The organism is Ruegeria sp. S263 (assembly GCF_056780525.1).
In genome coordinates this window covers 488,022-508,217 of sequence record NZ_JBQUVJ010000003.1, presented here as the reverse complement: position 1 = coordinate 508,217, position 20,196 = coordinate 488,022, and the positions used below count along the sequence as shown (strand labels likewise).

The window sequence follows — 20,196 nt, the reverse complement described above, 5'->3', positions numbered from 1 at the left end:
CGCTTCACGCGCTTCTATTTTGCTCGGAAATGAGTGCCGCCGGAGATTCGGCAGGCACGAAGCCATGTACTCATCTTCTCCGCTCCGTTGCACTGACGCAGGTTAGCCTGGGACACTCGAAAGTTGTACTGTCCGCTTGGGCATCGGCTGTAGTGGTCAAGTTCTGGTCCTGAATCCAGACCCCAGGGGCCGGTTCACATGTCAATAAGTTCGTTAGAGGTTTCGCCCCAAGGTGAAGATTTATCCTGCTGGAGTCAGGTGGTGGGGGTTTGCTGATGTGACAGCCGCAGCCACCGACCGTTGTCCAGAAAATATGTGGACGCGCAGAGCGCCTCATAGATTGGTGAACCCGACTTTTCAGCGAATACGCGATAGGCGAGCACGGCAATGGCTCCTTGCCTGATTTGGCTACGGTCTTTCATTTCCACGGTTCGCCAGCCCGTGTTTTTCTTCATATGCTCCAGGATCTGTCCGCCCTGAAGGATGCCTGGCGGATAGGGAAGTATCATCACTGCATTTGTTGCAGTCACCGTGCGAGCGCTGTCCGCGCCGCTGGTCCAGTGTCGCGCCTCCAGATCCCAGAGGATCGCATTGTCCAGACCGGGCGTGCCGCCCTGCCTGCGGTCGCCGTCCTGTGCTTTGCCCAAGGTCATTGGCCCGTTCCCGGAGTGCCAGCGAGTATTAATTGCACAATCAGAAAGAAGATCGTCAGTACCGCCCATATCAATCCAGGAAAATTTGCCGGCCGGTTTTCCACACCACCAGAATCAGCCCTCAAACGCTTACGTCGTTTGGGAAGAAGACGGGTCAGTTCCCGCGCGAGCGTTCCGCTATCCTGTTTGAGTTCGGGCACGTCACGGAATTGCGACAACAGCATCTCCAGTCGCGAACCAGCGGCCTTTTCCTCCAAAGCGGCAAGCGCGGCTGCCTCTTCCCAAGGTTCGAGTTTTAGCCTTGCAAGGGCCGAAAGTACCGTAACAGCATTGCCTTTCCGGTCTTCACCAACGAAGGCCTGCAAAAAACGATCGAACTCAGGGCTATGCGGGTAAAGAATGCCACCTGCGGGCATCACCGTTTCCTCCTTTTCAATGTTTTCGGATCTTGGGAGCGAACGTGCCGAATGACCGGGGCCTCCTCTGGCAGGATCAAAATGTTTCGGATTGTTTTGATCATACCCGCATCGCCTGGAGCATGCGCTGACGCAGATCAGCCGGTGTCCAAACCTCTGAAGTCAAGCATCAGGGCAGCTCCAAGGTTCGCTCGCACGGCCCGGGTCCCAGCGGCGCTAACATGGGTCAGCGCGCATCGCCCGGTTCTGGGATAATGTATGATGACCGCAAATGCAGGCTACCTCTCTGCAATCAGGATACCGCAGCCCTTGCAGCGCGGAAGGCACGTATACATCGCGGAGACCGGAGATGGCGCTGCGTTCAATCAGATCCACCGTGACCTTCCCGCGCCCGTTTACCCTATCCGGATATTCGGACGAGCTGCCTGCCGGTGAATACGAAGTATTGGTTGAGGAAGAACTTATCGAGACGCTGAGTTTCACGGAATACCGAAGAACAGCGATTTTCCTGACCATAAACGGCAAAGGGCGTTCGCTGGGCCAAACAGAAATGCGACCAATTTCCTGGACCGACCTGGAAACGGCACTTGGCCGCGGCATTCAATATGACACCTGAAGATAGCGAGGCGGCGCTTTGCCGCTGGAGGAACTACAATGAACACTCCCGAATGGCTTAAACCTGGCCTCTACGGCGCCGTCATCGGCGCGGTACTTGTTAGTGTAGCTGGATTTTCTTGGGGCGGCTGGGTAACCGACCGAACCTCGAACGACAGGTCCGTGGCGATGGCCCGCGAACATGTTGTCACCGCATTGGTGCCTGTCTGTCTGGACATGGCCCGATCCGATCCGGAACGGGCTGCCAAGATGGCGGCGATCCGGGCAGCCTCTACCTTCCGGCAGCGAGAGGCCCTCATGGCGGCTGGCTGGGCGACGGTACCAGGCACAGAGACCCCGAACCGGGACATCGCGCACGCCTGCCTTGCAGCCCTTGACGTAAACAAGTCACCGGAGCGTCCGGAAAACACGATCAATGAAGGATGAGCAGCGCCATGTCACCACCTCTGCCTGAAACAACCGATCTTGAACGGCGCGTTCTAGCCCATGAACGGGTTCTCCAGTCGCTTATTGCTTACATGTCCCACACAGAACCGCGTTTCCTTGAGCACCTGAAGAAGCGTTTTGTTGAGCCGATGGCCATGGTGCGGCACGAGCATGACCACCGGAACGCGGATGATTACGCGGAGGAGTTCATTCGCGCCGTGATGGCCCTTGGAGAAACGCAATTGCCAAAGGCGGCGAGCTCCAGGGATCTCAAGAAGCCATTACACCAACCGAAAAAAAGACAAACTTCGGCACACCCCTATTATCCAACCGCGCAAGCTGATCGTGTCCGTGTCAGAGAGAGGAATGGGATCTGGGAGGTCAAGGTGGATGGTGTGTTCCACGGGGACTACCACGACAAGGGCATTGCTCTGGCGGCCGCAGCCTTGGCCCGCTTGTCGCTTTGATGAAAGGACTTCTCCTATGAACGAGCTAGTCAGAAAGTCCATTGCGGTTTTCACCCGGCCCTTCAGTTTGCCTGGCTTCGACGAGACGCTTCCGGCAGGAGAATACGATATTGAAACGGAACTGTCCTCACCGCCCGACCATCTGCACCCTGAAGCCTGGAAAGCATCTGTAGCGGTGAGACTGCATTCCCGGGCATCCCACCCCGGTCTGACGAGAACCTTGGCCGTTTCACTGGCGGACCTCGATGACGCCCTGGCAAAGGACAAGCTGACGGGAAAAGATCTGGCAGAACTTTTCCTGGAAGAGATGCTCGCAGACCCGATGGTTCGGCTGGTGATGGAGGCCGACGGTGTTTCCGAGATGCAGCTTCGGCATCTCTACGCGGGCGGGCGCGCATCCCAGACGGACAAAGAGGCGCCGGATGCGGCTCCAGCAGGTAAGTTGCCACAGGAAAATTCACCAATACAGGCTGCGGAGAACGAAGGAATGCCGACACAGGGGGAATAAGACACGTGGATCCACCCCGCCGACCGCCAGGGTCTGCGCCGGGTGCCGGTTCGCACGAGCAAGGGAGAAAACGATATGCCCGACCAGAACGGCGGCCCGGAAGACCGTGGGCCATGGCAAAGCAAACAGAAGAGCAATCCTCCCGAGATTGACGATCTTCTTCGTCAAGGCCGCAACCGCCTGAGCGGATTACTCCCTGAAGGGCGGCCGCCTCTGAGAGGGGTACTGGTTGCAGGAGCGATAGTCTTGGCGGCGGTTGCAGCCTGGTCTTCTTATTACACAGTCCCGAGCGACTCGGTCGCCGTTGTCCAGCGTTTTGGCAAATACACTGCTGAGGTTTCGCCTGGCCTGCATTTCAAATTCCCGTTTGGCATCGACGTTGCCACACTGGTGCCCGTGAAACGGCAGCTGAAGCAGGAATTCGGATTCACCACGCCGGGCAGGAGTGATCCCTTCCAAAGCCCATCAGACGGCCAGCGCGAAACCGAAATGGTCACGGGAGATCTGAACGCCGCGCTTGTGGAATGGGTGGTGCAGTACCGGATCTCGGACCCCCTGAAGTTCCTGTTCGAGGTACGCGAGCCAAGCGCGACTTTGCGTTACGTCTCTGAGTTGGTGATGCGCGAGGTCGTTGGAGACCGCACGGTTGACGAGGTCATCACCATCGGCCGGCAAGAGATCGAGAGCGAGGCACTTTTTAAGATGCAGGCTCTGTCCACGAAATACGCCATGGGCATCAGCATCGACCAGGTGCAGCTGAAAAACATCAACCCGCCGGGACCCGTTCAGGCGTCGTTTAATGAGGTCAACCAGGCCCAGCAGGAAAAGGAACGCCTGATCAATGAGGCGCGCCGCGAATATAACAAAGTCATTCCGCTGGCCGAGGGCGAGAAAGATCAGCGGATCCGCGAGGCCGACGGCTATCGCCTGAAACGGATCAACGAGGCGGAAGGCGACGCCGCGCGGTTCACCGCGCTTTTGGCCGAATACGTCAAGGCACCAGAGGTCACGAGGCGGCGGATATACATAGAGACACTGCAGGATGTTCTGCCCACAATCCTGTCAAAAATCATTGTCGAAGGATCGACTGCGAGCATCCTACCGCTTTTGAACCTCGACAGGCTTCAGGAGGATCCGTCATGAGCATCAGACTGGGTCTCATTGCAGGGATTGCGGCTGCAGTTGGCGTGATTGCCTCCGGTTCCCTCTACACAGTTGGCGAAGTCGAACAGGCCATTATCACCCAATTCGGCAAACCCGTGGGAGAACCAGTTATAACGGCCGGTTTAAAGCTAAAGCTGCCCATCGTTCAGGAAGTCAACCGGATCGACCGCCGGGTTCTTGAGTGGGATGGCAATCCGTCCGACATGCCCACCAAGGACAAGCTCTACATTTCCGTCGATCTTTTCGCCCGCTGGAAAATCACCGACCCGTTGCAATATTTCCTGCGGCTGCGCGATGAGCGCAGCGCGCAATCCCGACTAGACGATATTCTCGGCAGCGAAACCCGCAATGCCGTCGCCAAACACGAGTTGATAGAGATTATCCGGACTACGAAAGGCCGGATCCCGCTGCGGGACACGCTTCTAACCGATGAGGAGCGTGCGCAGGACATAGGTTCTCTGGTTCCTATCCAGAAAGGCCGCGCACTTGTAGAACAGGAGATTTTCGCAGCCGCCTCAGAGAAGGTTCGTGTATTTGGGATCGAGCTTCTCGATATCCGTTTCAAGCGGATCAATTACAATGAGAGTGTGCGTCCGAAGATCTATGACCGCATGATCTCCGAGCGTCGCCAGATCGCTGAACGTTTTCTTTCCGAAGGCAATGGCGAAGCCGCACGAATTCGCGGCAACCGGGTTCGCGATCTGAACAAGATACAATCCGAAGCGTATCGCGCCGTCGAGGAAATCCGCGGCGTGGCTGACGCCTCGGCGGCTGCGATCTACGCAAAAGCCTACAACATCGACGCCCAAGCAGCCGAATTCTATGCGTTTACCCGGACAATGCAGGCCTACAAGGACATGATTTCAGGCGGAACGACGCTGGTCCTGACAACCGATAGCGAACTTTTCAGGTTTCTGAGAGGAATGGAGGCCGGAGAGCCGTCTGGGAGTACGTCTCCTCCCCCTCCCGGCCTGACGGCTGCGGCCGAACGCTGATGAATCGGAGGACAAAGAGATGACGGAAGAACCGGTGGATTTAGACGAAACGCGAAGCGCCGAACGCCAGATTGCGACCGACACCCGTTGCCGCAAACGCGGCGTTTGGGAGCAGACGCCATCCACTCCATCCGCGTCTCGTTTGTCCGACCTGACTGCAGCGAAAGGGCGGTTTGAGATTTGGGCATCGACGTGTCATTGAATGGCCGGTCTGGCGACATCGGCTGCAACGCAGCGAAGAACTTGCCGCGCCTGCGAGCAGATGCTGCGCCGGCAAACACCCGGAAGGGCAACGGCGGTTTAGTCCGCGTAGCAGTCGTTCACGCCAGGTGCAGCGAACGTCCGCTGCGAGCCCAAAATACAAAATGCTTCAACGCGCTTTAAGGTCAGCGATGCGCAGAAACCAGACTTTGCAAACTTTGGCGGACGAGCCAATGCGGACACTCAACATCTCTCTCGTATGCTGCGGTTGCGACCCGCTTATCCACAACAGCAGTCACCTAGCTGAATTGGCGGGCACGGGACAGTTGCGTAAGAACAAAAAACACAGCAATCGCCTTCCAACGGTTTCAAGACTGCCTTGCATGATTTGCATTCATAAAACCACTGGCACGAGTCAGTTGGCATTTTCTCGGTTTCAACGTGCCCACACCGAGGACAGGTCAAAGTGCTATCGAGCACCACAGTTTGTTTTGTCATTGTCTCACATCTGCATGATTAGATAATCGTTGATTTGTGCCTCGTTGAACACGATGACCCATGCCAACGCGGTAATCGCCGTGCTTCCAACAAGCCACCATTTCAGATTTACCAATGTCCCGTTTCGATGCGATACGAACCACGAGACCGCGACCAGCGCTGTTGAGATGGCGAGAACATAGTAGTTTGCCGCCGCTATTTTTCCGAATACCGCCAACCAACTGCCACCCAAGCCGAGCAACATCATGGCCATTGGAAGAACACAGCATGCCGCGACCCCCAGAGCGGAAATCGATCCCAGGTAGCTGAATGTCACATACTTCTTCATCTCTCGCTCCTTGGGTAGGCGACTTGATTGTGTTGAGGCACCGGCATTCAGAGCGTATAACTCCTGTAGTAACTACAGGATCAAGAGGGGACACTTCACATGATTGCGATAGGTGAGGCTTCCCGGCAATCCGGGGTCGGAGTAGAAACCATCCGCTATTAGGAACGCGAAGGTATCGTACCAAGACCGGCACGAGCTCTGAATAATCGTCGCCTCTATTCAGCAAGCGATGTGGGAAGACTTCGATTTTTGAAGAAATGCCGCGATCTGGGGTTTCCTCTTTCAGACGCAAAGGAGTTTTTGAAGCTGTCAGAAGGAAGTGCCGAAGACTGCCGATCAGTGAAAGAACTGGCCGAGGCACACATTGCCAGCGTTCGAAGCAAAATTGGTGAGCTCAGACGCCTGGAGCACGCCTTGAGTGAGCTTACGGCCAATTGTGATAGCGGAAACGTTCAATGCCCGATGCTGCAACGACTGAGAACGATGGATGATATTTGACTCTGGCTACTGTGTGGAAGCGCAGGGTCTGAGGTTTAGCCAGATCACGTCAGACCAAGGTCTGTGGTGCGGTAACAGATTGTAGTTCATAGTCGATTTCACGATGAGAGCGAAAGTATCTGACCTGACGATTGGCAATTGGTCGTTGTCGCGAGTGTTTTTTGCGGCCAGCATCGTTGTGATGGGCACTGCTACCGCAATTGTCGGGGTCTGGGTGTCAAATCGAATCCAGAACGCAGTCGTCCAAAACTCCGCCAACTCCGCAGCGCTGTATATGGAAAGCGTGGTATCCCCGCTCAGCCAGGAATTGGCACATGGCGACCATCTTTCAGAGCAGGCGAGCCTGGCGCTGGACGAGATTTTCATGACCCAGCCAATGCGCGACCGCATTGTCTCCTACAAATTCTGGAAGCAAGGCGGTGTGATTGCACATGCCTCTGATACAAACATCATCGGAAACCGTTTCAATCCAACGGATGACTTAAGGCGGGCGTGGAGCGGTGATATCTCCGGCTCTTTCGAAGAGCTTGATCATGCCGAGAGCGCCGCCGAGGCGGCATTGGGGATACCACTGCTTGAAGTTTACAGCCCCATCCGCGAACTCTGGTCAGGCGAAATCATTGCAGTTGCGGAGTTCTACGAAAGAGCTGATCAGCTTGAGTTAGACTTAGCCAAGGCCAGGCGAACAAGTTGGTTGGTCGTCGGCTCCGCATTTCTGGCAAGCATGATTGTTCTGTATTCCATCGTTGCAATTGGCGACAAAACTATTCGACGACAGGGGGCTCTTCTTAAACAGCGCCTGACAGAAAGTGAGAGGATGGCTGAGCAGAATGCGCTGCTGCGGTCGCGTGTGGTCGAGGCGTCAGAAAGATATGCCACGCAAACAGATCGATTTCTCAAGAAGCTTGGTGCCGAACTACATGACGGTCCTGCGCAATACCTGTCGCTCGCCGCCCTTAGACTGGAAGCGGCGTTTTCCAAAGAGTCCAAAAAGCCTAAAGAGGCAGAGGAAATTCAGCAGTCTTTGCAAAAATCTCTGGCTGAAATTCGTGCAATATCGCGAGGGCTGTCCGCTCCGGACATCGACAGCCTGTCACTCGTCGATGTTGTGAAGAGAGCCGTAGAGGATCATGCCGAACACAGCCCGTTGCGACCGGATATATCATTCCTGGGTAGCCAGGCCCCAGAGTTGTCATTGTCCGACAAGCTGTGCGTTTTTCGGTTCCTCCAAGAAACGCTTTCCAATGCCGCAAGATATGCTCCAGCTTCCAATTGCACTGTTATCTCTGAGGCGCAGAACGACCGCATAGTTGTTCAGGTCAAAGACGACGGACCTGGTTTTGACAAGTCAGAAGAAACCGCGTTGCGAGACGATGGTGGCCAGGGGCTTATGGGCTTGCGAGATCGGGTCGAGAGTATTGGTGGCAGGTTCGAAGTCGCATCGAGACCGGGCGAAGGCACCACCATTGCTATGACACTCTTTCCCAGAAAGTTAGGCACATCATGACTACATCTGTCGTAATAGCTGATGATCACCCAATATTCAGGGATGGTTTGCAACGCACGTTGGATGAAGCTGATGGTTTCGAAGTTTTGGCCGCTGGGTCCAACGCTGAGGAGGCAGTATCGCTGGTCGGCAAGCATCAGCCGGACATAGCTATTCTTGACCTCTCTATGCCCGGTGGCGGGATAAGCGCGACACGTACAATTGCGGCAATGGCAAATCCACCCGTCATTGCAATCTTGACGGTCTCGGAGAGCAGCAGAGATGTCGCGGACGCCCTGGAGGCGGGCGCGATTGGGTACATTGTGAAGGGAGTAACCGCGAGCGAACTAACCGCTTCCTTACGCAGCATCGCCGCAGGTGAAGGGTTCGTTTCTCCAGGCTTGGCCTCGCGGGTATTGCTTCAAATCAATGCTGACAGCGGCATGTCTATTAACAGCAGCATTCTCGATGACCTTACGCATCGTGAGGAAGAAATACTTAGACGTGTGGCCAAAGGACTAAGTAATCGTGAAATCGCTGACGAGTTAGACCTTCAGGAAAAGACCGTGAAGCACTACATGACGGCAATCCTGTCCAAGCTTCATGCGCGAAATCGGGTAGAGGCCGCGCTTATTGCCCATGATGTTTGGAACAAGGGAGATTAACTGCGGTCTCTAGTACGAAGATGGCGGCCCCTCTCTACAAGAAGCCGCCAACGGATTATCGCCTGGAGTTGCTGTTCAGTTGGCAACCGACTGCAACCTTCGGCGATCAGAGGCCGTCGCGTTCCTCTCAACAACAGTCCGGTTGTACGGGTCTTTCAACTCGTAGCGCCCAAACTCGATCTCCTCTTTCCAACCATTGGCATAGTTTACTTCGATATTGTTGCCCTGGCGTTCAATTTTCGTAGGTCGACTTCCAGCAGTGCCGCCTTGCCCAGTAGAGCGCACGCTGTCGATTGAGATACCATTCGCCAAAGACCGAAGCCTTGAGACGTCAGCACCGGTCGCAGGGCGCTCCTCAACAGTTCGGTTCTGAGCATTCTTTCTCTCATACCGCCCGTTTTCGATCTCCTCCTTGGTTCCGTCGGCGTAACGTACTTCAATGCCGTTAGCGTTTGTTTCGACCTTTGTTATCCCGGCCGAACCCGACGGTTTACCCCCTGCTTGAGGCCGATCCTTCTTTCCACTGCCTCTATTGGAGCGTTTGGAGTCATCATCATCGTCATCGTCATCGTCGTCATCATCGTCGCGACCACCTTTGCCTGATCCCGAATTGTCGTCCCGGTCATCGTCTCTATCGTCATCACGATCATCGTCCCGGTCACCACCACGGCCGCTATTACCCGACCCCGAGTTGTCGTCCCGGTCATCATCTCTGTCGTCGTCACGATCATCATCCCGATCATCGTCGCGACCATCCCCGTCTTTCCCCTTGCCGCTCTTGGCAAAGGCATATGACGGTTCAAATTGTAGGCGACCATCGGCATCAAACACTGGCACATAAGGCGTCGCCGCAATCAACGAAGCCAACGCCGCTGTACTAAGAAGTTGACCCAGCTTTCTTTGAATTTTCATTTTCGCCTCCAATTCTGAGCATCACGCTTCGTGACGTTGGAGACAGGTTACTTCTGGTTTGGCTTTCCCACATCGGGCTTAGGTCTGACGAATTTCAAGCCGAACGTCTTAATCAGATCAGTCAAGCCGATTGTGTTTTTGTAGAACCAAATGACAAGTTTAATGGGAGTTAACCCCGTCACCCTTCAACTCGTCATCAGGTTCGAGGTGAATGACAAAGACGGAACCCGGATACAAACGATCCAATTCTTCCTCGATGTCATTGCATATATCGTGCGCCGCGCTGACTGGCATTGTGCCGTCCACAACAAGATGAAACTCCACGAAGATGACATTTGCGGATCTGCGCCCTTTGAGGTCGTGGTACTCCAAGGCCGCGCCGAGATTTGCTTCGATTGCGTTGGAAACAGTCTGCAAGTCATGGTCCGAAAGTGTCACATCCATCAGGCCATCGACGGACGCCCGAATAACTTTCCAGCCCTCCCACAAGATGTTCAGTGCAACAAGAATTGCTAGGATCGGATCGAGGATCAGCCAGCCGGTGACAAGTGCAAGTATCAGACCTGCGATGACACCAACTGAGGTCATAACATCTGTGAAAATGTGTCGGGAGCTCGCCTCCAATGCAGGCGAACCCTCGCGCCTGCCAATTTTGAGCAATAGGTAAGCCCATGCGCCATTCACACCCGTTGCAATGACATTGACGACGATTCCAAGAAGCGGCGCATCCTCAAGATGCGGGTTCGGGAGCGCCAGTACGGCTTCTCTGATGATCAAGAACGCTGCCAGCACAATCAGTGCGCCTTCGACGACGGCGGAAATATACTCGGCTTTTTTGTGACCAAAGGGGTGGTTTTCATCAGGGGGCATATTGGCAACTCGAACCGCAAAATATGCCAGCAACGCCGCAACGACATTCACGGTGGATTCCATTGCGTCCGACAACAAGGCCACCGAGCCTGTCAGCCACCAAGCCAGCAGTTTCAGGGCCAGTACCGCAATGGATATGGGAATGGACCAAAGAGCGAATTTTTGTGTCATTTGGCCGCGACCCTCAGTCAATCATGAACAGAAACTCGAGTGATTGGTGAGCTCCGATGTTCAAAACGTAAAACAGGTGTTTGGTGAAAAGGGAATAGGCCTCACAGCTTCCTACTGGCGACCTGCAACAGCATCTGGTCCCGGCAGCATGGCGCCAAACGACTGTTACTCGGATGGAAGCCCCGTCGACGAAACAGGAACAGCCTTGAGATAGGCGGCAATCGCCAAACGGTCCTCATCCGTGAGGCGTGATGTGTTCTCGATGACTTCCACCATCTCACCACCTGCGCTGTCATAATCCGGTGTGAAGCCAGATTTGAGGTATTCGGCAATGTCGGCCTCGGACCAATCAAGCTGGTCTGAGGTCAGGCCGGGGATACGCCCCTTTCCGCTGGGGTTTGGCGCTCCCGTCAACCAGAGGCCGCGTTGCATACCCCCTAAGCCGTTGCGTGGCGTATGGCACTCGGCGCAGTGGCCAAGAGCCTCCACCAAGTACCGGCCATGTCGTTGTTGGTCGGTCAGATCACCATCGAGCACCCAAGTTGGCGACATGAACAAAAGCTTCCATCCCCCCAATCCGCGCCGAACGTTGAAAGGAAAACCTACCTCATGCGAGACGCTTTCGGCTTCGGACGCCGGCAGGTTGCTGAGGAATGCATGGAGCGAAACAACGTCTTTGGCCGTGATTTTGGCGTAAGATGTATAGGGAAACGCTGGAAAATAGTGCTGTCCTTCGGGTCCGGTCCCATGGATCAGAGCATTGGCCAGGTCAAGGGCAGACCAGGACCCAATACCAACTTCTGGGTCACTGGAAATGTTGGGGGCAATGAATGTGCCGAATTCCGTTTCAAACCTGCGACCACCGGAGAGCATGAGCTTTTCCTCCCCAACCGCATCCGGCGCTGAATGACAGGATGCGCATCCTGCGGCGTGGAACACGATTTCACCTCGGGCGAGATTTGGGTTCAAACCGTCGAGTTGATATTGATCCATTCTTTGCGGACGGGTCAGTACCAAACCGGCCAACCCAACCACAAGTGCAACGATAGTTGTGAAAAGGAAAAACCGCTTCACAGCTTTCTGCCATTTAGTCTTTCGGTGCTCTGTACGCTTTGTGACATGCCGAACAGCTTCCACCCAGATCGCCCATTGCTGCTTTCAGGGCATCAACATCTTGACCAGCCGCAGCCTGCATCGCAACAGCTGCGTCTGCCATGGCTTGCCCTTTCGCACCAACGTCAGGGAAGTTTTCCCAGATCGCAGGCAGCGCTCGGGTGGACGGATCGGATACGTTGTCTGATCCAGCGGGCCACATCGCGGATTGATCGATCTGCGTCAGAACCACCAGGTTGTTCGCGGCCCGTGTTGCTGCTTCGGCGTCATATTCCACCTCGCCCTTGGCCATACCGCCCAGAGTTCCAAGATTGAAGGAATAGAGCTGCATGATTGAGGTCCGAGCTTTCACAGCCGGATTTTCGCTTTCATGGGCGATGGCTGCGCCTATGGCCGCTACAGACAAAATGCCTGCCGCCAAAATTGAGAACTTCTTCATCATGATGTCTCTCCCTGTTCAATACTTCGAATGTTAGCTTGAACGAATTTACTTGTAATTGTTTGTTATTCGCCGCCTCCTGTTAATTTATGAACAACGATAATTGGGATGACATTCGATATGTGCTTGCCGTTGATGGATACGGTTCGCTGAACGCGGCGGCGGAAGCTTTGGGGGTAACGCATGCGACAGTCCTGCGCAGAGTGGTTGCCTTTGAGCAGAGAAGTGGCTGTGCGATTTTTCGGAAGAGCCCTTCTGGTTATTCCACGCTGCCTGAGGCCAGAACAATTCTCTCTGCTATGGAAAACGTTGAAGATGCGGTGCTTTCAGTAGAGAGGGCAATCGTAGGCGCGAACCGCTCTCCTGTTGGTCACGTTCGCATCACGTCCACTGACAGTCTTTGCCAGATGGTATTGCCTCAGATTTTAAATGAAATTTCCAAAGAGTACCCAGGGTTGGAACTGACTTTGTTGAGTAGCAACAGCCACCGTGATCTATCCCGGCTGACTGCGGATATCGCTGTGCGCCCATCGATTAAACTTGAGGACGGCCTGGTCGGAGAACGATCAGGTACATTGTCGTTTGGGGTCTATGATGATGGTTCCCCAAATCGTAAATGGATGAGGCTTGACGGCGCGTTGAGCCGCTCTCTGCCTGCCAAGTGGCTAGCAGAAAACGCGAATACCGAACAAACTACCAACGGAGCAGACAGTTTTTTGGTGCTTCAGCAGATGGCCGCTTCCGGAGCGGGCAAGACATTTTTACCTGAATTCATCGGCGACGCTGACCCCCGCCTTCATAGATCGCCTGGCATGAATCCACAAATCGAAGTTCCGCTCTGGGTCGCGACATTAGAGGAAATCGCGCAGACACCAAGGTTTGCTGTCGTGCAACGGGCCTTGGTTGAACGCATAGCCAAAGCTCTAGCCAACTGAAATCACCCAAAAACAGTTGTAAGCAGTCGCATTATTTGCAGAGCAGCATTACGAGTTCAGTGTTTCAAAGGCCGACATTCCGATGCAAGGCATTCAGCGCAATAGCGGCTTTAGGCTGACTACGGATATTGCCGCGGTCAAGTCGGAAAGCTGTTTTGTCCAGCATCTGACGCAATTGATCACAGCACGGTGGTGGAGTACGTCTGTCAGACCGGGCGTTCGTAATACTCGCGGCGAAAGTTTCGTGCGAACCACATTTTGGGTTTGCCGCAATGGTGACGAAAGTCGGCCATAACGTCTGTGCCGACCAATAATCCGTCAAGATATGTTTCGAAGGCTGAACTGTCATGTTCTCTAATCCCTGTGCGCTAATCGTGGACCCAAGCAATGCATACGGCTAGCATCGGAGATCACACAGCAAGAAGGGAGAATCACATGTCGAAGTTCACCAACAGAACAGCTGTCCATGGGGTTGCTGCACTCGTAATCTGCTGTTTCGCGGCAATCGCTCAGGCACAATCGGCTGGCGAGGAGATGTCGTTCTTCATCACTAGTGTAGGCAAAGGAGACGGTGCCAATCTAGGCGGCCTCGACGGTGCCGATGCTCATTGTAATGCACTTGCTTCTGCGGTCGGTTCTTCCAAAACTTTTGCGGCCTATCTGAGCACGTCAATGTCCATTGATCGCAGCACCGACCCGATGACAATAACCAACGGCATTTCGGCACGCGACCGAATCGGGGCGGGTCCATGGTACAATGCCAAGGGAGAACTCATCGCCAACAATGTAGATGACCTGCACAGCGACAGCGTGAACATTAGTATTCTGACCGCACTCGATGAAAACGGTAACCCTGTAAATGGGCGTGGTAGTCAGCCGAACAAACATGACATTTTGACCGGCTCCGATTCTGCCGGACATTTCTCGACGGCAGGTGGCGATACGACATGCAGCAACTGGACTTCGAATAGTGAAGACGGGTCCGCGATTGTCGGACATCATGACCGTGTAGGTCTCAATGATGCGCGAAACATGGTGTCTTGGAACTCGTCGCACGGCTCGCGTGGTTGTGGAGAAGAACATCTGCCACGTTCTGGCGGGGCGGGTCTGTTTTATTGCTTCTCAACGGATTGATCAGACAGCGCTGGTGCGTGTGCCACCCGCATTGCCGCTAGTATTCACAAGGTCAATTTTTCGGGGCGCATTCTGGAAGCGCTCGTTGTCGCCATCGTAAGCAATGAGCGCTGTTTCATGCGTCCAGATTGTCCAATCTGGATGCACCGAAAGCTCCGTTCGAAATTCAGACTATGAGCTTGCCTAGAATGGCCGGTTTGGGCTGCGTGCGGCCAATCATGCTAACAGCAGACAACGATGGCACCGAGCCCAATTCAGTCGTTTACAGCAGACAACATGATTTCCTGAACGTCGCGCATGTCCTAGTCAATGGCTTGGTGCAAAACTGAAAAGCGTGATTGTGAATGCCTGCTTCAGGCTGGGACCAGCCAATCATGCTTGCTGCGGAGAACGGCAACACTGAGCCCATGGCAGACATTGTTCAATGTGTTCGACAACCTCATGTTTTACGAAAGTGACAAGTCACCGCGTTAGTACTAAGTTGAGACATAAATATTCAAATGTTTAACTGCCCAGTTTCTCAGCTTCACCCAGCGCGAGTTTCATATGTCCAAGTTCAAATTTCCTACCGCCTTTACCATTCTGTTCATACTGATTGCCGTCGTGGCCGCCCTTACATGGGTTATTCCGGCCGGTGAGTACGACCGTCAGATGAACGAAGCTCTGGGCAGCGAAGCGCCTGTCCCGGGCACCTACCACGAAGTCGAGCCGAACCCCCAAGGACTTACGGCAGTTATCCTTGCCCCGATTGCAGGTATGTACGATCCCGGTCTTCTGGGAAGTTCATCCAGCGCGGCGATTGATGTCGCTTTGTTTGTTTTAGTCATCGGCGGTTTCCTGATGGTTGTAACCAAGACAGGAGCTATCGACGCCGGCATCGGTTGGTTGCTGCACAGGTTGGCCGGGCGGGAAATCCTGATGATCCCAATCCTGATGGTCGCCTTTGCCTTTGGCGGGACAAGCTATGGCATGGCGGAAGAATCCCTGGCGTTCTACGCTCTGATTATTCCGGTCTTTATTCGGGCAGGGTACGACTCCTTGACCGGGGTCGCGGTGATCATGCTTGGCGCAGGCATTGGGACCCTGGGCTCAACCTTCAACGCATTTGCAACAGTTGTTGCCTCACAAGGTGCGGGTATTCCGTTCACGAACGGGATCGTTCTTAGGTTCATTATCCTTATTCTTTGTCTTGCTGCAGGCATCGCATTTGTCATGCGATACGCATCACGCGTGAAAGCCGACCCGTCATTGTCCGTGGTGGCCGATCAGGTCGAGGAAAACCGGGCGCATTTCCTAAAGGGTTTGGAAAGCAATGATACGTTCCCCGAGATGACCAAGACGCGTTCGATCATTCTGGTTCTTTTCGGGATTACCTTCGCCATTATGATCTATGGTGTTGTCGCGCTGGGGTGGTGGATGGCGGAAATGTCCGGTCTCTTCCTGGTGATGTCCATCATCGTTTGGTGGGTCGGGAAAACGGATGAAGGGTCTAGAATGGACGAAGGGACTTTTGTGGAAACCTTCGTCGACGGAGCGCGCGATTTGCTGGGCGTTGCCCTGATCATTGGCGTCGCGCGCGGCGTGGTCGTGATTATGGACGCGGGCAAAATCACCGACACAATCCTCGCCGGAGCCGAGGGGTTTGTCTCGGGGCTGAGCGAGTTCGCCTTTATCAACGCGATGTTTGGCATTCAGATCTTGATGTCATTCCTGGTGCCGTCCTCGTCTGGGCTGGCCACGCTTTCGATGCCGATCATGGCGCCACTGGCAGACTTTGCAGGCGTCGGTCGTGACCTTGTGGTTACTGCGTACCAGTCAGCAAACGGATGGGTGAACCTGTTCAACCCGACATTTGCCGTCGTCATGGGTGGGCTAGCCATTGGCCGTGTCTCCTATGACCGGTGGCTACGTTTTGTTTTCCCGCTGCTCGTAATTCTGGCCGTGATCATCTGCGCCGCACTTACCGTTGGGGCCATAACTGATCCGGGGATCGACGGGCCCACAACCGAGACTTCAGACACAACATCGAACTGAGCCGTCGCAATGACCGATCGCTCCGCTCCAGAGACGACTTCGACATCGGGTGCGCTAGGGCTGACGGCCTGTATCGCTTTGGTTGTCGGAAACATGATCGGGTCGGGAGTGTTCCTTCTACCAGCGTCACTTGCACCGTACGGGCCAATCGCAATTGGTGGGTGGATTCTGACTTCGGCAGGGGCGCTTGTTCTCGCGATCATTTTCGGAAGGCTGTCTCGCGTCGTTTCGAAACCCGGTGGCCCCTATGCCTATTCGCAAGAAGCATTCGGAGACTTTGCAGGCTTCATAATTGCCTGGGGGTACTGGATCGCACTTTGGACTGGGAACGCAGCTGTTGCTGTCGCGTTGGTGGGATATCTGGGATTCCTGTTCCCGATTATCATCGAAGTGCCAATGTACGGCCTATCGACCGCGTTGGTTGCAATCTGGACGCTCACCTTGGTTAACATCCGAGGAGTCGAAGGGGCTGGTTTGGTTCAGATCGTGACCACCGTGCTCAAGCTCGCTCCGCTGATATTGATTGGCATATTGGGTATCTTCTGGATCAACACTGAGAACTATGTTCCGGTCAATCAAAGCGGCACCACGGCGTTTACGGCGATTTCCGCCGCGGCTGCTCTGACGCTTTGGGCTTACTTGGGCCTTGAATCTGCAACAGTTCCCTCTGGCGATGTTATCGAGCCGGAAAAGACCATTCCACGCGCCACCGTGATCGGCGTGATTATCGCGGCAAGCGTCTATATCTCGGTAACCGCCGTTTCGATGGGCGTCATTCCTGCCGAGTTGCTCGCTGTTTCCGCCGCACCTCTGGCAGCCGTCGGTGAGGTGATGTTTGGTCCCGTTGGTGGTGTCCTTGTTGCAGTGGGTGCGGTGATTTCGACCTTTGGCACTTTGAACGGCTTTACACTGCTCAGTGGCCAGGTCCCTTACGGTGCTGCCTTGGATCGCGTCTTCCCTGCAGCCTTGGGCCAAAAATCCAAATTTGGAACGCCAGCCAATGCGTTAATCCTGTCAAATGCGCTGGCTTCGGTTCTGATCATCATGAACTATGCGCAAGGGCTGGTCGCCGCATTCAATTTTGTCATTCTGCTCGCCGTTGTCGCCAGCCTGTTGCCTTATGCCATCTGCTCTGTGGCGGAGATTATGATCCGGCTGAAAGGCGGGCAGGTCCTGCACGGCCCGGAATTGGCCAAGGTCGTCGTGCTGGGCGCACTTGGGTTCATTTATTCGGTCTGGGCCTTCATTGGCTCAGGCGCTGAAACCGTTTTGGTTGGCTCGGTCCTGTTGCTTATGGGCGTGCCAATCCATGTCTGGGTCCGCTGGAGTCAGGCCAATGATATTGAAGACATTCAGAAAACCGATAGTTCGAAAGGAGAGTTGCAATGAAGCTCGGTGTTCATTCCGAGATCGGAAAGCTCAACAAGGTGATCGTCTCGCGCCCTTCACTGGCGCATGATCGTCTGACACCACGAAACTGCGAAGAGCTTTTGTTCGATGACGTGATCTGGGTCGAGCAGGCCCGCAAGGACCACGCAGAATTCTGTTCCCTGATGCGGGAACGCGGGGTCGAGGTCTACGATATTCAGGATCTGCTCGCCCAAGCTATCGCAGACGACCCCGCAGCGCGCGCCTTCCTGCTGGACCGTCTGATCACGCCCAACATGGTCGGCCTGGGCTTTTCCGTAGAAATGCGTGCCTGGTTGGACGAGATGGATGCCAAGCTGCTTGCTCGCCATATGCTTGGCGGCATCATCTTTGCAGACCTGCCCAAGGGTATGATCGACGAACAGTTCGGTGATCTGGTTTCTCTGGGCGACTTCATCCTTCCCGCCATCCCCAACGCGCAGTTCCAGCGCGACCCCTCTTGCTGGATTTTCGATGGCGTGACGACGAACCCGATGTTCTGGCCTGCTCGTAAGCCAGAAACCCTGATCATGCGTACGGTGTATCGCCACCATAAGATGTTCAAGGACGCCGAGTTCGAGTTCTGGTGGGGCGATAGCGACGACGATTTCGGCCTCGCTTCGGTTGAGGGTGGCGACGTTCAACCGGTGGGCAACGGCACTGTCTTCATAGGTATGGGCGAGCGCACAACCCGGCAGGCCGTCGCTCAGGTTGCGGAAGCGCTGTTCACGAAGGGCGGCGCCGAACGTGTCGTCGCCTGTGCCATGCCAAAAAGCCGCGCGGCCATGCATCTGGATACCGTCTTCACTTGCCTTGACCATGACAAAGTTACTGCATTCTCGGAAGTTGCGGACCAGATCACCTGCATCTCGATCCGTCCGGGTGACCGTGGAGATTTGGATATCCACGTTGAAAAAGGGCACCTGTTCGACGTCTACAAAGAGGCCCTTGGGCTGAACTCGCTGGAAGTCATCTCGACCGGTGGCAACGAATTCCAGGCCGAGCGCGAACAATGGGATGACGGGAATAACGTCGTCGCCCTCTCGCCCGGCGTGGTCGTCGGCTATGCGCGCAACACGTTTACGAACGGCAAGATGCGCGCAGCTGGTGTCGATGTGATCGAAATCTCAGGCCAGGAACTTGGTCGCGGCCGCGGCGGTGGCCACTGCATGACCTGCCCGATCGACCGCGACCCCGCCTATTGAATTTACCAAGGGCGCGCGCCCTTGCGCCCACTGATTTTTTGTTAGGGAGAGACAAAATGGCATTCAATCTAAAAGGCCGTAGCTATCTGAAAATTGCCGATTTCAGCCAGCGTGAAATGCTGTACCTGCTGGATCTGGCCCGTGACCTGAAACGCGCGAAATATGCCCGCGCCGAACAGCCCTCGCTGACCGGCAAGAACATTTGCCTGATCTTCGAGAAAACGTCGACCCGTACCCGCTGTGCATTTGAAGTGGCCGCCTACGATCAGGGTGCAAACATCACCTATCTCGATCCGTCGGGATCGCAGATCGGGCACAAAGAGTCGATGAAAGACACTGCCCGCGTTTTGGGCCGCATGTTCGACGGGATCGAATTCCGCGGTGCGGGTCAGGACATGGTTGAGACGCTGTCTGAATATGCCGGTGTTCCGGTCTATAACGGCCTGACGGATGACTGGCATCCGACCCAGATGCTTGCCGATATGCAGACCATGATCGAGCACGCCGACAAACCCCGCAAGGACATTGTTTATGCATACTCGGGCGATTGTCGGTCGAACATGGGCAACTCGCTGCTGATGTTGGGCGCGATCATGGGCTGCGACGTGCGGATGATTTCGCCGAAAGAAACCCAGCCCCATGACGATGTGCGCGAATTGGCGATAGAGCGGGCTGAAAAGACCGGCGCACGTGTGACCATCACGGACGATACCTCGGCCGTAGAGGGCGCGGATTTCATTCATACCGATGTCTGGGTGTCGATGGGTGAGCCTAAAGAAGTCTGGGCTGAGCGGATCAAGCTGCTGAGCCCTTATCAGGTCAACATGGATCTGATGAAGAAAACCGGCAATCCAGCCGTCAAGTTCATGCACTGCCTGCCCGCCTTCCACAATCTGGAGACCAAGGTCGGTCAGGACATTCACGAACAGTTTGGCATCACCGAGATGGAAGTCACCGAGGAGGTTTTCGAAAGTGATATGAATATCGCGTTCGAGCAAGCCGAAAACCGGATGCACACGATCAAAGCGATCCTCGTCGCGACATTGGGAGCCTGAT

Annotated in this window: 24 protein-coding genes; 16 read left to right on the top strand and 8 right to left on the bottom strand. The window is 54.9% G+C overall.

The window, feature by feature from the left end; translation table 11 throughout:
* Positions 1 to 254: 254 nt before the first annotated feature.
* On the bottom strand, positions 255 to 653 hold the full coding sequence (locus ACT2B1_RS20985; RefSeq protein ID WP_299900798.1) for a hypothetical protein: 399 nt from the start codon (positions 651 to 653) through the stop codon (positions 255 to 257).
* The gene (locus ACT2B1_RS20980) at positions 650 to 1,069 is read right to left on the bottom strand and encodes a hypothetical protein (protein WP_010442279.1); all 420 of its coding nucleotides are present in this window, start codon (positions 1,067 to 1,069) and stop codon (positions 650 to 652) included. Before ACT2B1_RS20980 ends, ACT2B1_RS20985 begins: the two co-directional genes overlap by 4 nt.
* Before the next feature lie 349 nt (positions 1,070 to 1,418).
* Here ACT2B1_RS20980 and ACT2B1_RS20975 point away from each other — a divergent pair, with 349 nt between their 5' ends.
* The 7 genes from ACT2B1_RS20975 (at position 1,419) to ACT2B1_RS20945 (ending at position 5,446) form a co-directional block, all read left to right on the top strand.
* A complete protein-coding gene (locus tag ACT2B1_RS20975; protein WP_481669116.1) occupies positions 1,419 to 1,685 on the top strand; it encodes a hypothetical protein in 267 nt (88 codons plus the stop codon).
* Between the two features lie 38 nt (positions 1,686 to 1,723).
* Positions 1,724 to 2,110, top strand: a complete 387-nt coding sequence (locus ACT2B1_RS20970; protein WP_010442282.1) for a hypothetical protein — start codon at positions 1,724 to 1,726, stop codon at positions 2,108 to 2,110.
* Positions 2,107 to 2,577: a hypothetical protein gene (locus ACT2B1_RS20965; RefSeq protein ID WP_010442283.1), complete on the top strand. Its 471-nt coding sequence runs from the start codon at positions 2,107 to 2,109 to the stop codon at positions 2,575 to 2,577. Before ACT2B1_RS20970 ends, ACT2B1_RS20965 begins: the two co-directional genes overlap by 4 nt.
* Positions 2,578 to 2,593: 16 nt before the next feature.
* Positions 2,594 to 3,085: a BTB/POZ domain-containing protein gene (locus tag ACT2B1_RS20960; RefSeq protein ID WP_481669115.1), complete on the top strand. Its 492-nt coding sequence runs from the start codon at positions 2,594 to 2,596 to the stop codon at positions 3,083 to 3,085.
* Between the two features lie 75 nt (positions 3,086 to 3,160).
* Positions 3,161 to 4,228 carry an FtsH protease activity modulator HflK gene (gene hflK, locus ACT2B1_RS20955; RefSeq protein WP_481669114.1) on the top strand — a complete coding sequence of 356 codons (1,068 nt, stop codon included), beginning with the start codon at positions 3,161 to 3,163 and terminating at the stop codon, positions 4,226 to 4,228.
* On the top strand, positions 4,225 to 5,244 hold the full coding sequence (gene hflC / locus ACT2B1_RS20950; RefSeq protein ID WP_010442286.1) for a protease modulator HflC: 1,020 nt from the start codon (positions 4,225 to 4,227) through the stop codon (positions 5,242 to 5,244). Before hflK ends, hflC begins: the two co-directional genes overlap by 4 nt.
* A gap of 19 nt (positions 5,245 to 5,263) precedes the next feature.
* Positions 5,264 to 5,446, top strand: a complete 183-nt coding sequence (locus ACT2B1_RS20945; RefSeq protein WP_010442287.1) for a hypothetical protein — start codon at positions 5,264 to 5,266, stop codon at positions 5,444 to 5,446.
* Positions 5,447 to 5,724: 278 nt separating this feature from the next.
* Here the strand turns inward: ACT2B1_RS20945 and ACT2B1_RS20940 are convergent, their stop codons facing one another.
* Both ACT2B1_RS20940 and ACT2B1_RS20935 read right to left on the bottom strand, forming a co-directional pair.
* The gene (locus tag ACT2B1_RS20940) at positions 5,725 to 5,943 is read right to left on the bottom strand and encodes a GDCCVxC domain-containing (seleno)protein (protein ID WP_481669113.1); all 219 of its coding nucleotides are present in this window, start codon (positions 5,941 to 5,943) and stop codon (positions 5,725 to 5,727) included.
* A 4-nt stretch (positions 5,944 to 5,947) separates the two neighbouring features.
* A complete protein-coding gene (locus ACT2B1_RS20935) occupies positions 5,948 to 6,271 on the bottom strand; it encodes a hypothetical protein (RefSeq protein WP_481669112.1) in 324 nt (107 codons plus the stop codon).
* 174 nt (positions 6,272 to 6,445) lie between these two features.
* On the opposite strand from ACT2B1_RS20935, the gene ACT2B1_RS20930 reads away from it, so the two are divergent.
* From ACT2B1_RS20930 to ACT2B1_RS20920, 3 genes are all read left to right on the top strand, one after another.
* Positions 6,446 to 6,769: a MerR family DNA-binding protein gene (locus tag ACT2B1_RS20930; protein WP_481669260.1), complete on the top strand. Its 324-nt coding sequence runs from the start codon at positions 6,446 to 6,448 to the stop codon at positions 6,767 to 6,769.
* 103 nt (positions 6,770 to 6,872) lie between these two features.
* Complete coding sequence (locus ACT2B1_RS20925; protein ID WP_481669111.1) at positions 6,873 to 8,276, top strand: sensor histidine kinase; 1,404 nt, start codon at positions 6,873 to 6,875, stop codon at positions 8,274 to 8,276.
* Positions 8,273 to 8,920, top strand: a complete 648-nt coding sequence (locus tag ACT2B1_RS20920; RefSeq protein ID WP_481669110.1) for a response regulator — start codon at positions 8,273 to 8,275, stop codon at positions 8,918 to 8,920. Before ACT2B1_RS20925 ends, ACT2B1_RS20920 begins: the two co-directional genes overlap by 4 nt.
* A gap of 75 nt (positions 8,921 to 8,995) precedes the next feature.
* On the opposite strand, the gene ACT2B1_RS20915 is transcribed toward ACT2B1_RS20920, so the two are convergent.
* The 4 genes from ACT2B1_RS20915 to ACT2B1_RS20900 all read right to left on the bottom strand — a co-directional run bounded on the left by ACT2B1_RS20915 (position 8,996) and on the right by ACT2B1_RS20900 (position 12,428).
* On the bottom strand, positions 8,996 to 9,832 hold the full coding sequence (locus ACT2B1_RS20915) for a hypothetical protein (RefSeq protein WP_481669109.1): 837 nt from the start codon (positions 9,830 to 9,832) through the stop codon (positions 8,996 to 8,998).
* A 159-nt stretch (positions 9,833 to 9,991) separates the two neighbouring features.
* Positions 9,992 to 10,873 carry a cation diffusion facilitator family transporter gene (locus tag ACT2B1_RS20910; protein ID WP_481669108.1) on the bottom strand — a complete coding sequence of 294 codons (882 nt, stop codon included), beginning with the start codon at positions 10,871 to 10,873 and terminating at the stop codon, positions 9,992 to 9,994.
* 165 nt (positions 10,874 to 11,038) lie between these two features.
* Positions 11,039 to 11,947, bottom strand: coding sequence for a c-type cytochrome (locus tag ACT2B1_RS20905; protein ID WP_481669107.1), 909 nt, complete (start codon positions 11,945 to 11,947; stop codon positions 11,039 to 11,041).
* Positions 11,948 to 11,960: 13 nt separating this feature from the next.
* On the bottom strand, positions 11,961 to 12,428 hold the full coding sequence (locus tag ACT2B1_RS20900) for a c-type cytochrome (protein ID WP_481669106.1): 468 nt from the start codon (positions 12,426 to 12,428) through the stop codon (positions 11,961 to 11,963).
* A gap of 86 nt (positions 12,429 to 12,514) precedes the next feature.
* On the opposite strand from ACT2B1_RS20900, the gene ACT2B1_RS20895 reads away from it, so the two are divergent.
* From ACT2B1_RS20895 to argF, 6 genes are all read left to right on the top strand, one after another.
* Entirely contained in the window at positions 12,515 to 13,360 is an 846-nt protein-coding gene (locus tag ACT2B1_RS20895) for a LysR family transcriptional regulator (protein WP_481669105.1), read from the top strand.
* 435 nt (positions 13,361 to 13,795) lie between these two features.
* A complete protein-coding gene (locus tag ACT2B1_RS20890) occupies positions 13,796 to 14,494 on the top strand; it encodes a hypothetical protein (RefSeq protein WP_481669104.1) in 699 nt (232 codons plus the stop codon).
* A gap of 546 nt (positions 14,495 to 15,040) precedes the next feature.
* Positions 15,041 to 16,528: a YfcC family protein gene (locus ACT2B1_RS20885; protein ID WP_170654237.1), complete on the top strand. Its 1,488-nt coding sequence runs from the start codon at positions 15,041 to 15,043 to the stop codon at positions 16,526 to 16,528.
* Between the two features lie 9 nt (positions 16,529 to 16,537).
* Positions 16,538 to 17,917, top strand: coding sequence for an amino acid permease (locus ACT2B1_RS20880; RefSeq protein WP_171125955.1), 1,380 nt, complete (start codon positions 16,538 to 16,540; stop codon positions 17,915 to 17,917).
* Positions 17,914 to 19,140, top strand: a complete 1,227-nt coding sequence (locus ACT2B1_RS20875) for an arginine deiminase (RefSeq protein WP_170654233.1) — start codon at positions 17,914 to 17,916, stop codon at positions 19,138 to 19,140. The genes ACT2B1_RS20880 and ACT2B1_RS20875 overlap by 4 nt, the downstream gene beginning before the upstream one ends.
* A gap of 56 nt (positions 19,141 to 19,196) precedes the next feature.
* Positions 19,197 to 20,195, top strand: a complete 999-nt coding sequence (gene argF / locus ACT2B1_RS20870; RefSeq protein ID WP_170654231.1) for an ornithine carbamoyltransferase — start codon at positions 19,197 to 19,199, stop codon at positions 20,193 to 20,195.
* Position 20,196: the final 1 nt, after the last annotated feature.

Bases quoted from the DNA above. Each gene is read 5' to 3' on its own strand.
- ACT2B1_RS20985 (WP_299900798.1), bottom strand. From the start codon at position 653: ATGACCTTGGGCAAAGCACAGGACGGCGACCGCAGGCAGGGCGGCACG.
- ACT2B1_RS20980 (WP_010442279.1), bottom strand. From the start codon at position 1,069: ATGCCCGCAGGTGGCATTCTTTACCCGCATAGCCCTGAGTTCGATCGT.
- ACT2B1_RS20975 (WP_481669116.1), top strand. From the start codon at position 1,419: ATGGCGCTGCGTTCAATCAGATCCACCGTGACCTTCCCGCGCCCGTTT.
- ACT2B1_RS20970 (WP_010442282.1), top strand. From the start codon at position 1,724: ATGAACACTCCCGAATGGCTTAAACCTGGCCTCTACGGCGCCGTCATC.
- ACT2B1_RS20965 (WP_010442283.1), top strand. From the start codon at position 2,107: ATGAGCAGCGCCATGTCACCACCTCTGCCTGAAACAACCGATCTTGAA.
- ACT2B1_RS20960 (WP_481669115.1), top strand. From the start codon at position 2,594: ATGAACGAGCTAGTCAGAAAGTCCATTGCGGTTTTCACCCGGCCCTTC.
- hflK (WP_481669114.1), top strand. From the start codon at position 3,161: ATGCCCGACCAGAACGGCGGCCCGGAAGACCGTGGGCCATGGCAAAGC.
- hflC (WP_010442286.1), top strand. From the start codon at position 4,225: ATGAGCATCAGACTGGGTCTCATTGCAGGGATTGCGGCTGCAGTTGGC.
- ACT2B1_RS20945 (WP_010442287.1), top strand. From the start codon at position 5,264: ATGACGGAAGAACCGGTGGATTTAGACGAAACGCGAAGCGCCGAACGC.
- ACT2B1_RS20940 (WP_481669113.1), bottom strand. From the start codon at position 5,943: ATGACAAAACAAACTGTGGTGCTCGATAGCACTTTGACCTGTCCTCGG.
- ACT2B1_RS20935 (WP_481669112.1), bottom strand. From the start codon at position 6,271: ATGAAGAAGTATGTGACATTCAGCTACCTGGGATCGATTTCCGCTCTG.
- ACT2B1_RS20925 (WP_481669111.1), top strand. From the start codon at position 6,873: ATGAGAGCGAAAGTATCTGACCTGACGATTGGCAATTGGTCGTTGTCG.
- ACT2B1_RS20920 (WP_481669110.1), top strand. From the start codon at position 8,273: ATGACTACATCTGTCGTAATAGCTGATGATCACCCAATATTCAGGGAT.
- ACT2B1_RS20915 (WP_481669109.1), bottom strand. From the start codon at position 9,832: ATGAAAATTCAAAGAAAGCTGGGTCAACTTCTTAGTACAGCGGCGTTG.
- ACT2B1_RS20910 (WP_481669108.1), bottom strand. From the start codon at position 10,873: ATGACACAAAAATTCGCTCTTTGGTCCATTCCCATATCCATTGCGGTA.
- ACT2B1_RS20900 (WP_481669106.1), bottom strand. From the start codon at position 12,428: ATGATGAAGAAGTTCTCAATTTTGGCGGCAGGCATTTTGTCTGTAGCG.
- ACT2B1_RS20895 (WP_481669105.1), top strand. From the start codon at position 12,515: ATGAACAACGATAATTGGGATGACATTCGATATGTGCTTGCCGTTGAT.
- ACT2B1_RS20890 (WP_481669104.1), top strand. From the start codon at position 13,796: ATGTCGAAGTTCACCAACAGAACAGCTGTCCATGGGGTTGCTGCACTC.
- ACT2B1_RS20885 (WP_170654237.1), top strand. From the start codon at position 15,041: ATGTCCAAGTTCAAATTTCCTACCGCCTTTACCATTCTGTTCATACTG.
- ACT2B1_RS20880 (WP_171125955.1), top strand. From the start codon at position 16,538: ATGACCGATCGCTCCGCTCCAGAGACGACTTCGACATCGGGTGCGCTA.
- ACT2B1_RS20875 (WP_170654233.1), top strand. From the start codon at position 17,914: ATGAAGCTCGGTGTTCATTCCGAGATCGGAAAGCTCAACAAGGTGATC.
- argF (WP_170654231.1), top strand. From the start codon at position 19,197: ATGGCATTCAATCTAAAAGGCCGTAGCTATCTGAAAATTGCCGATTTC.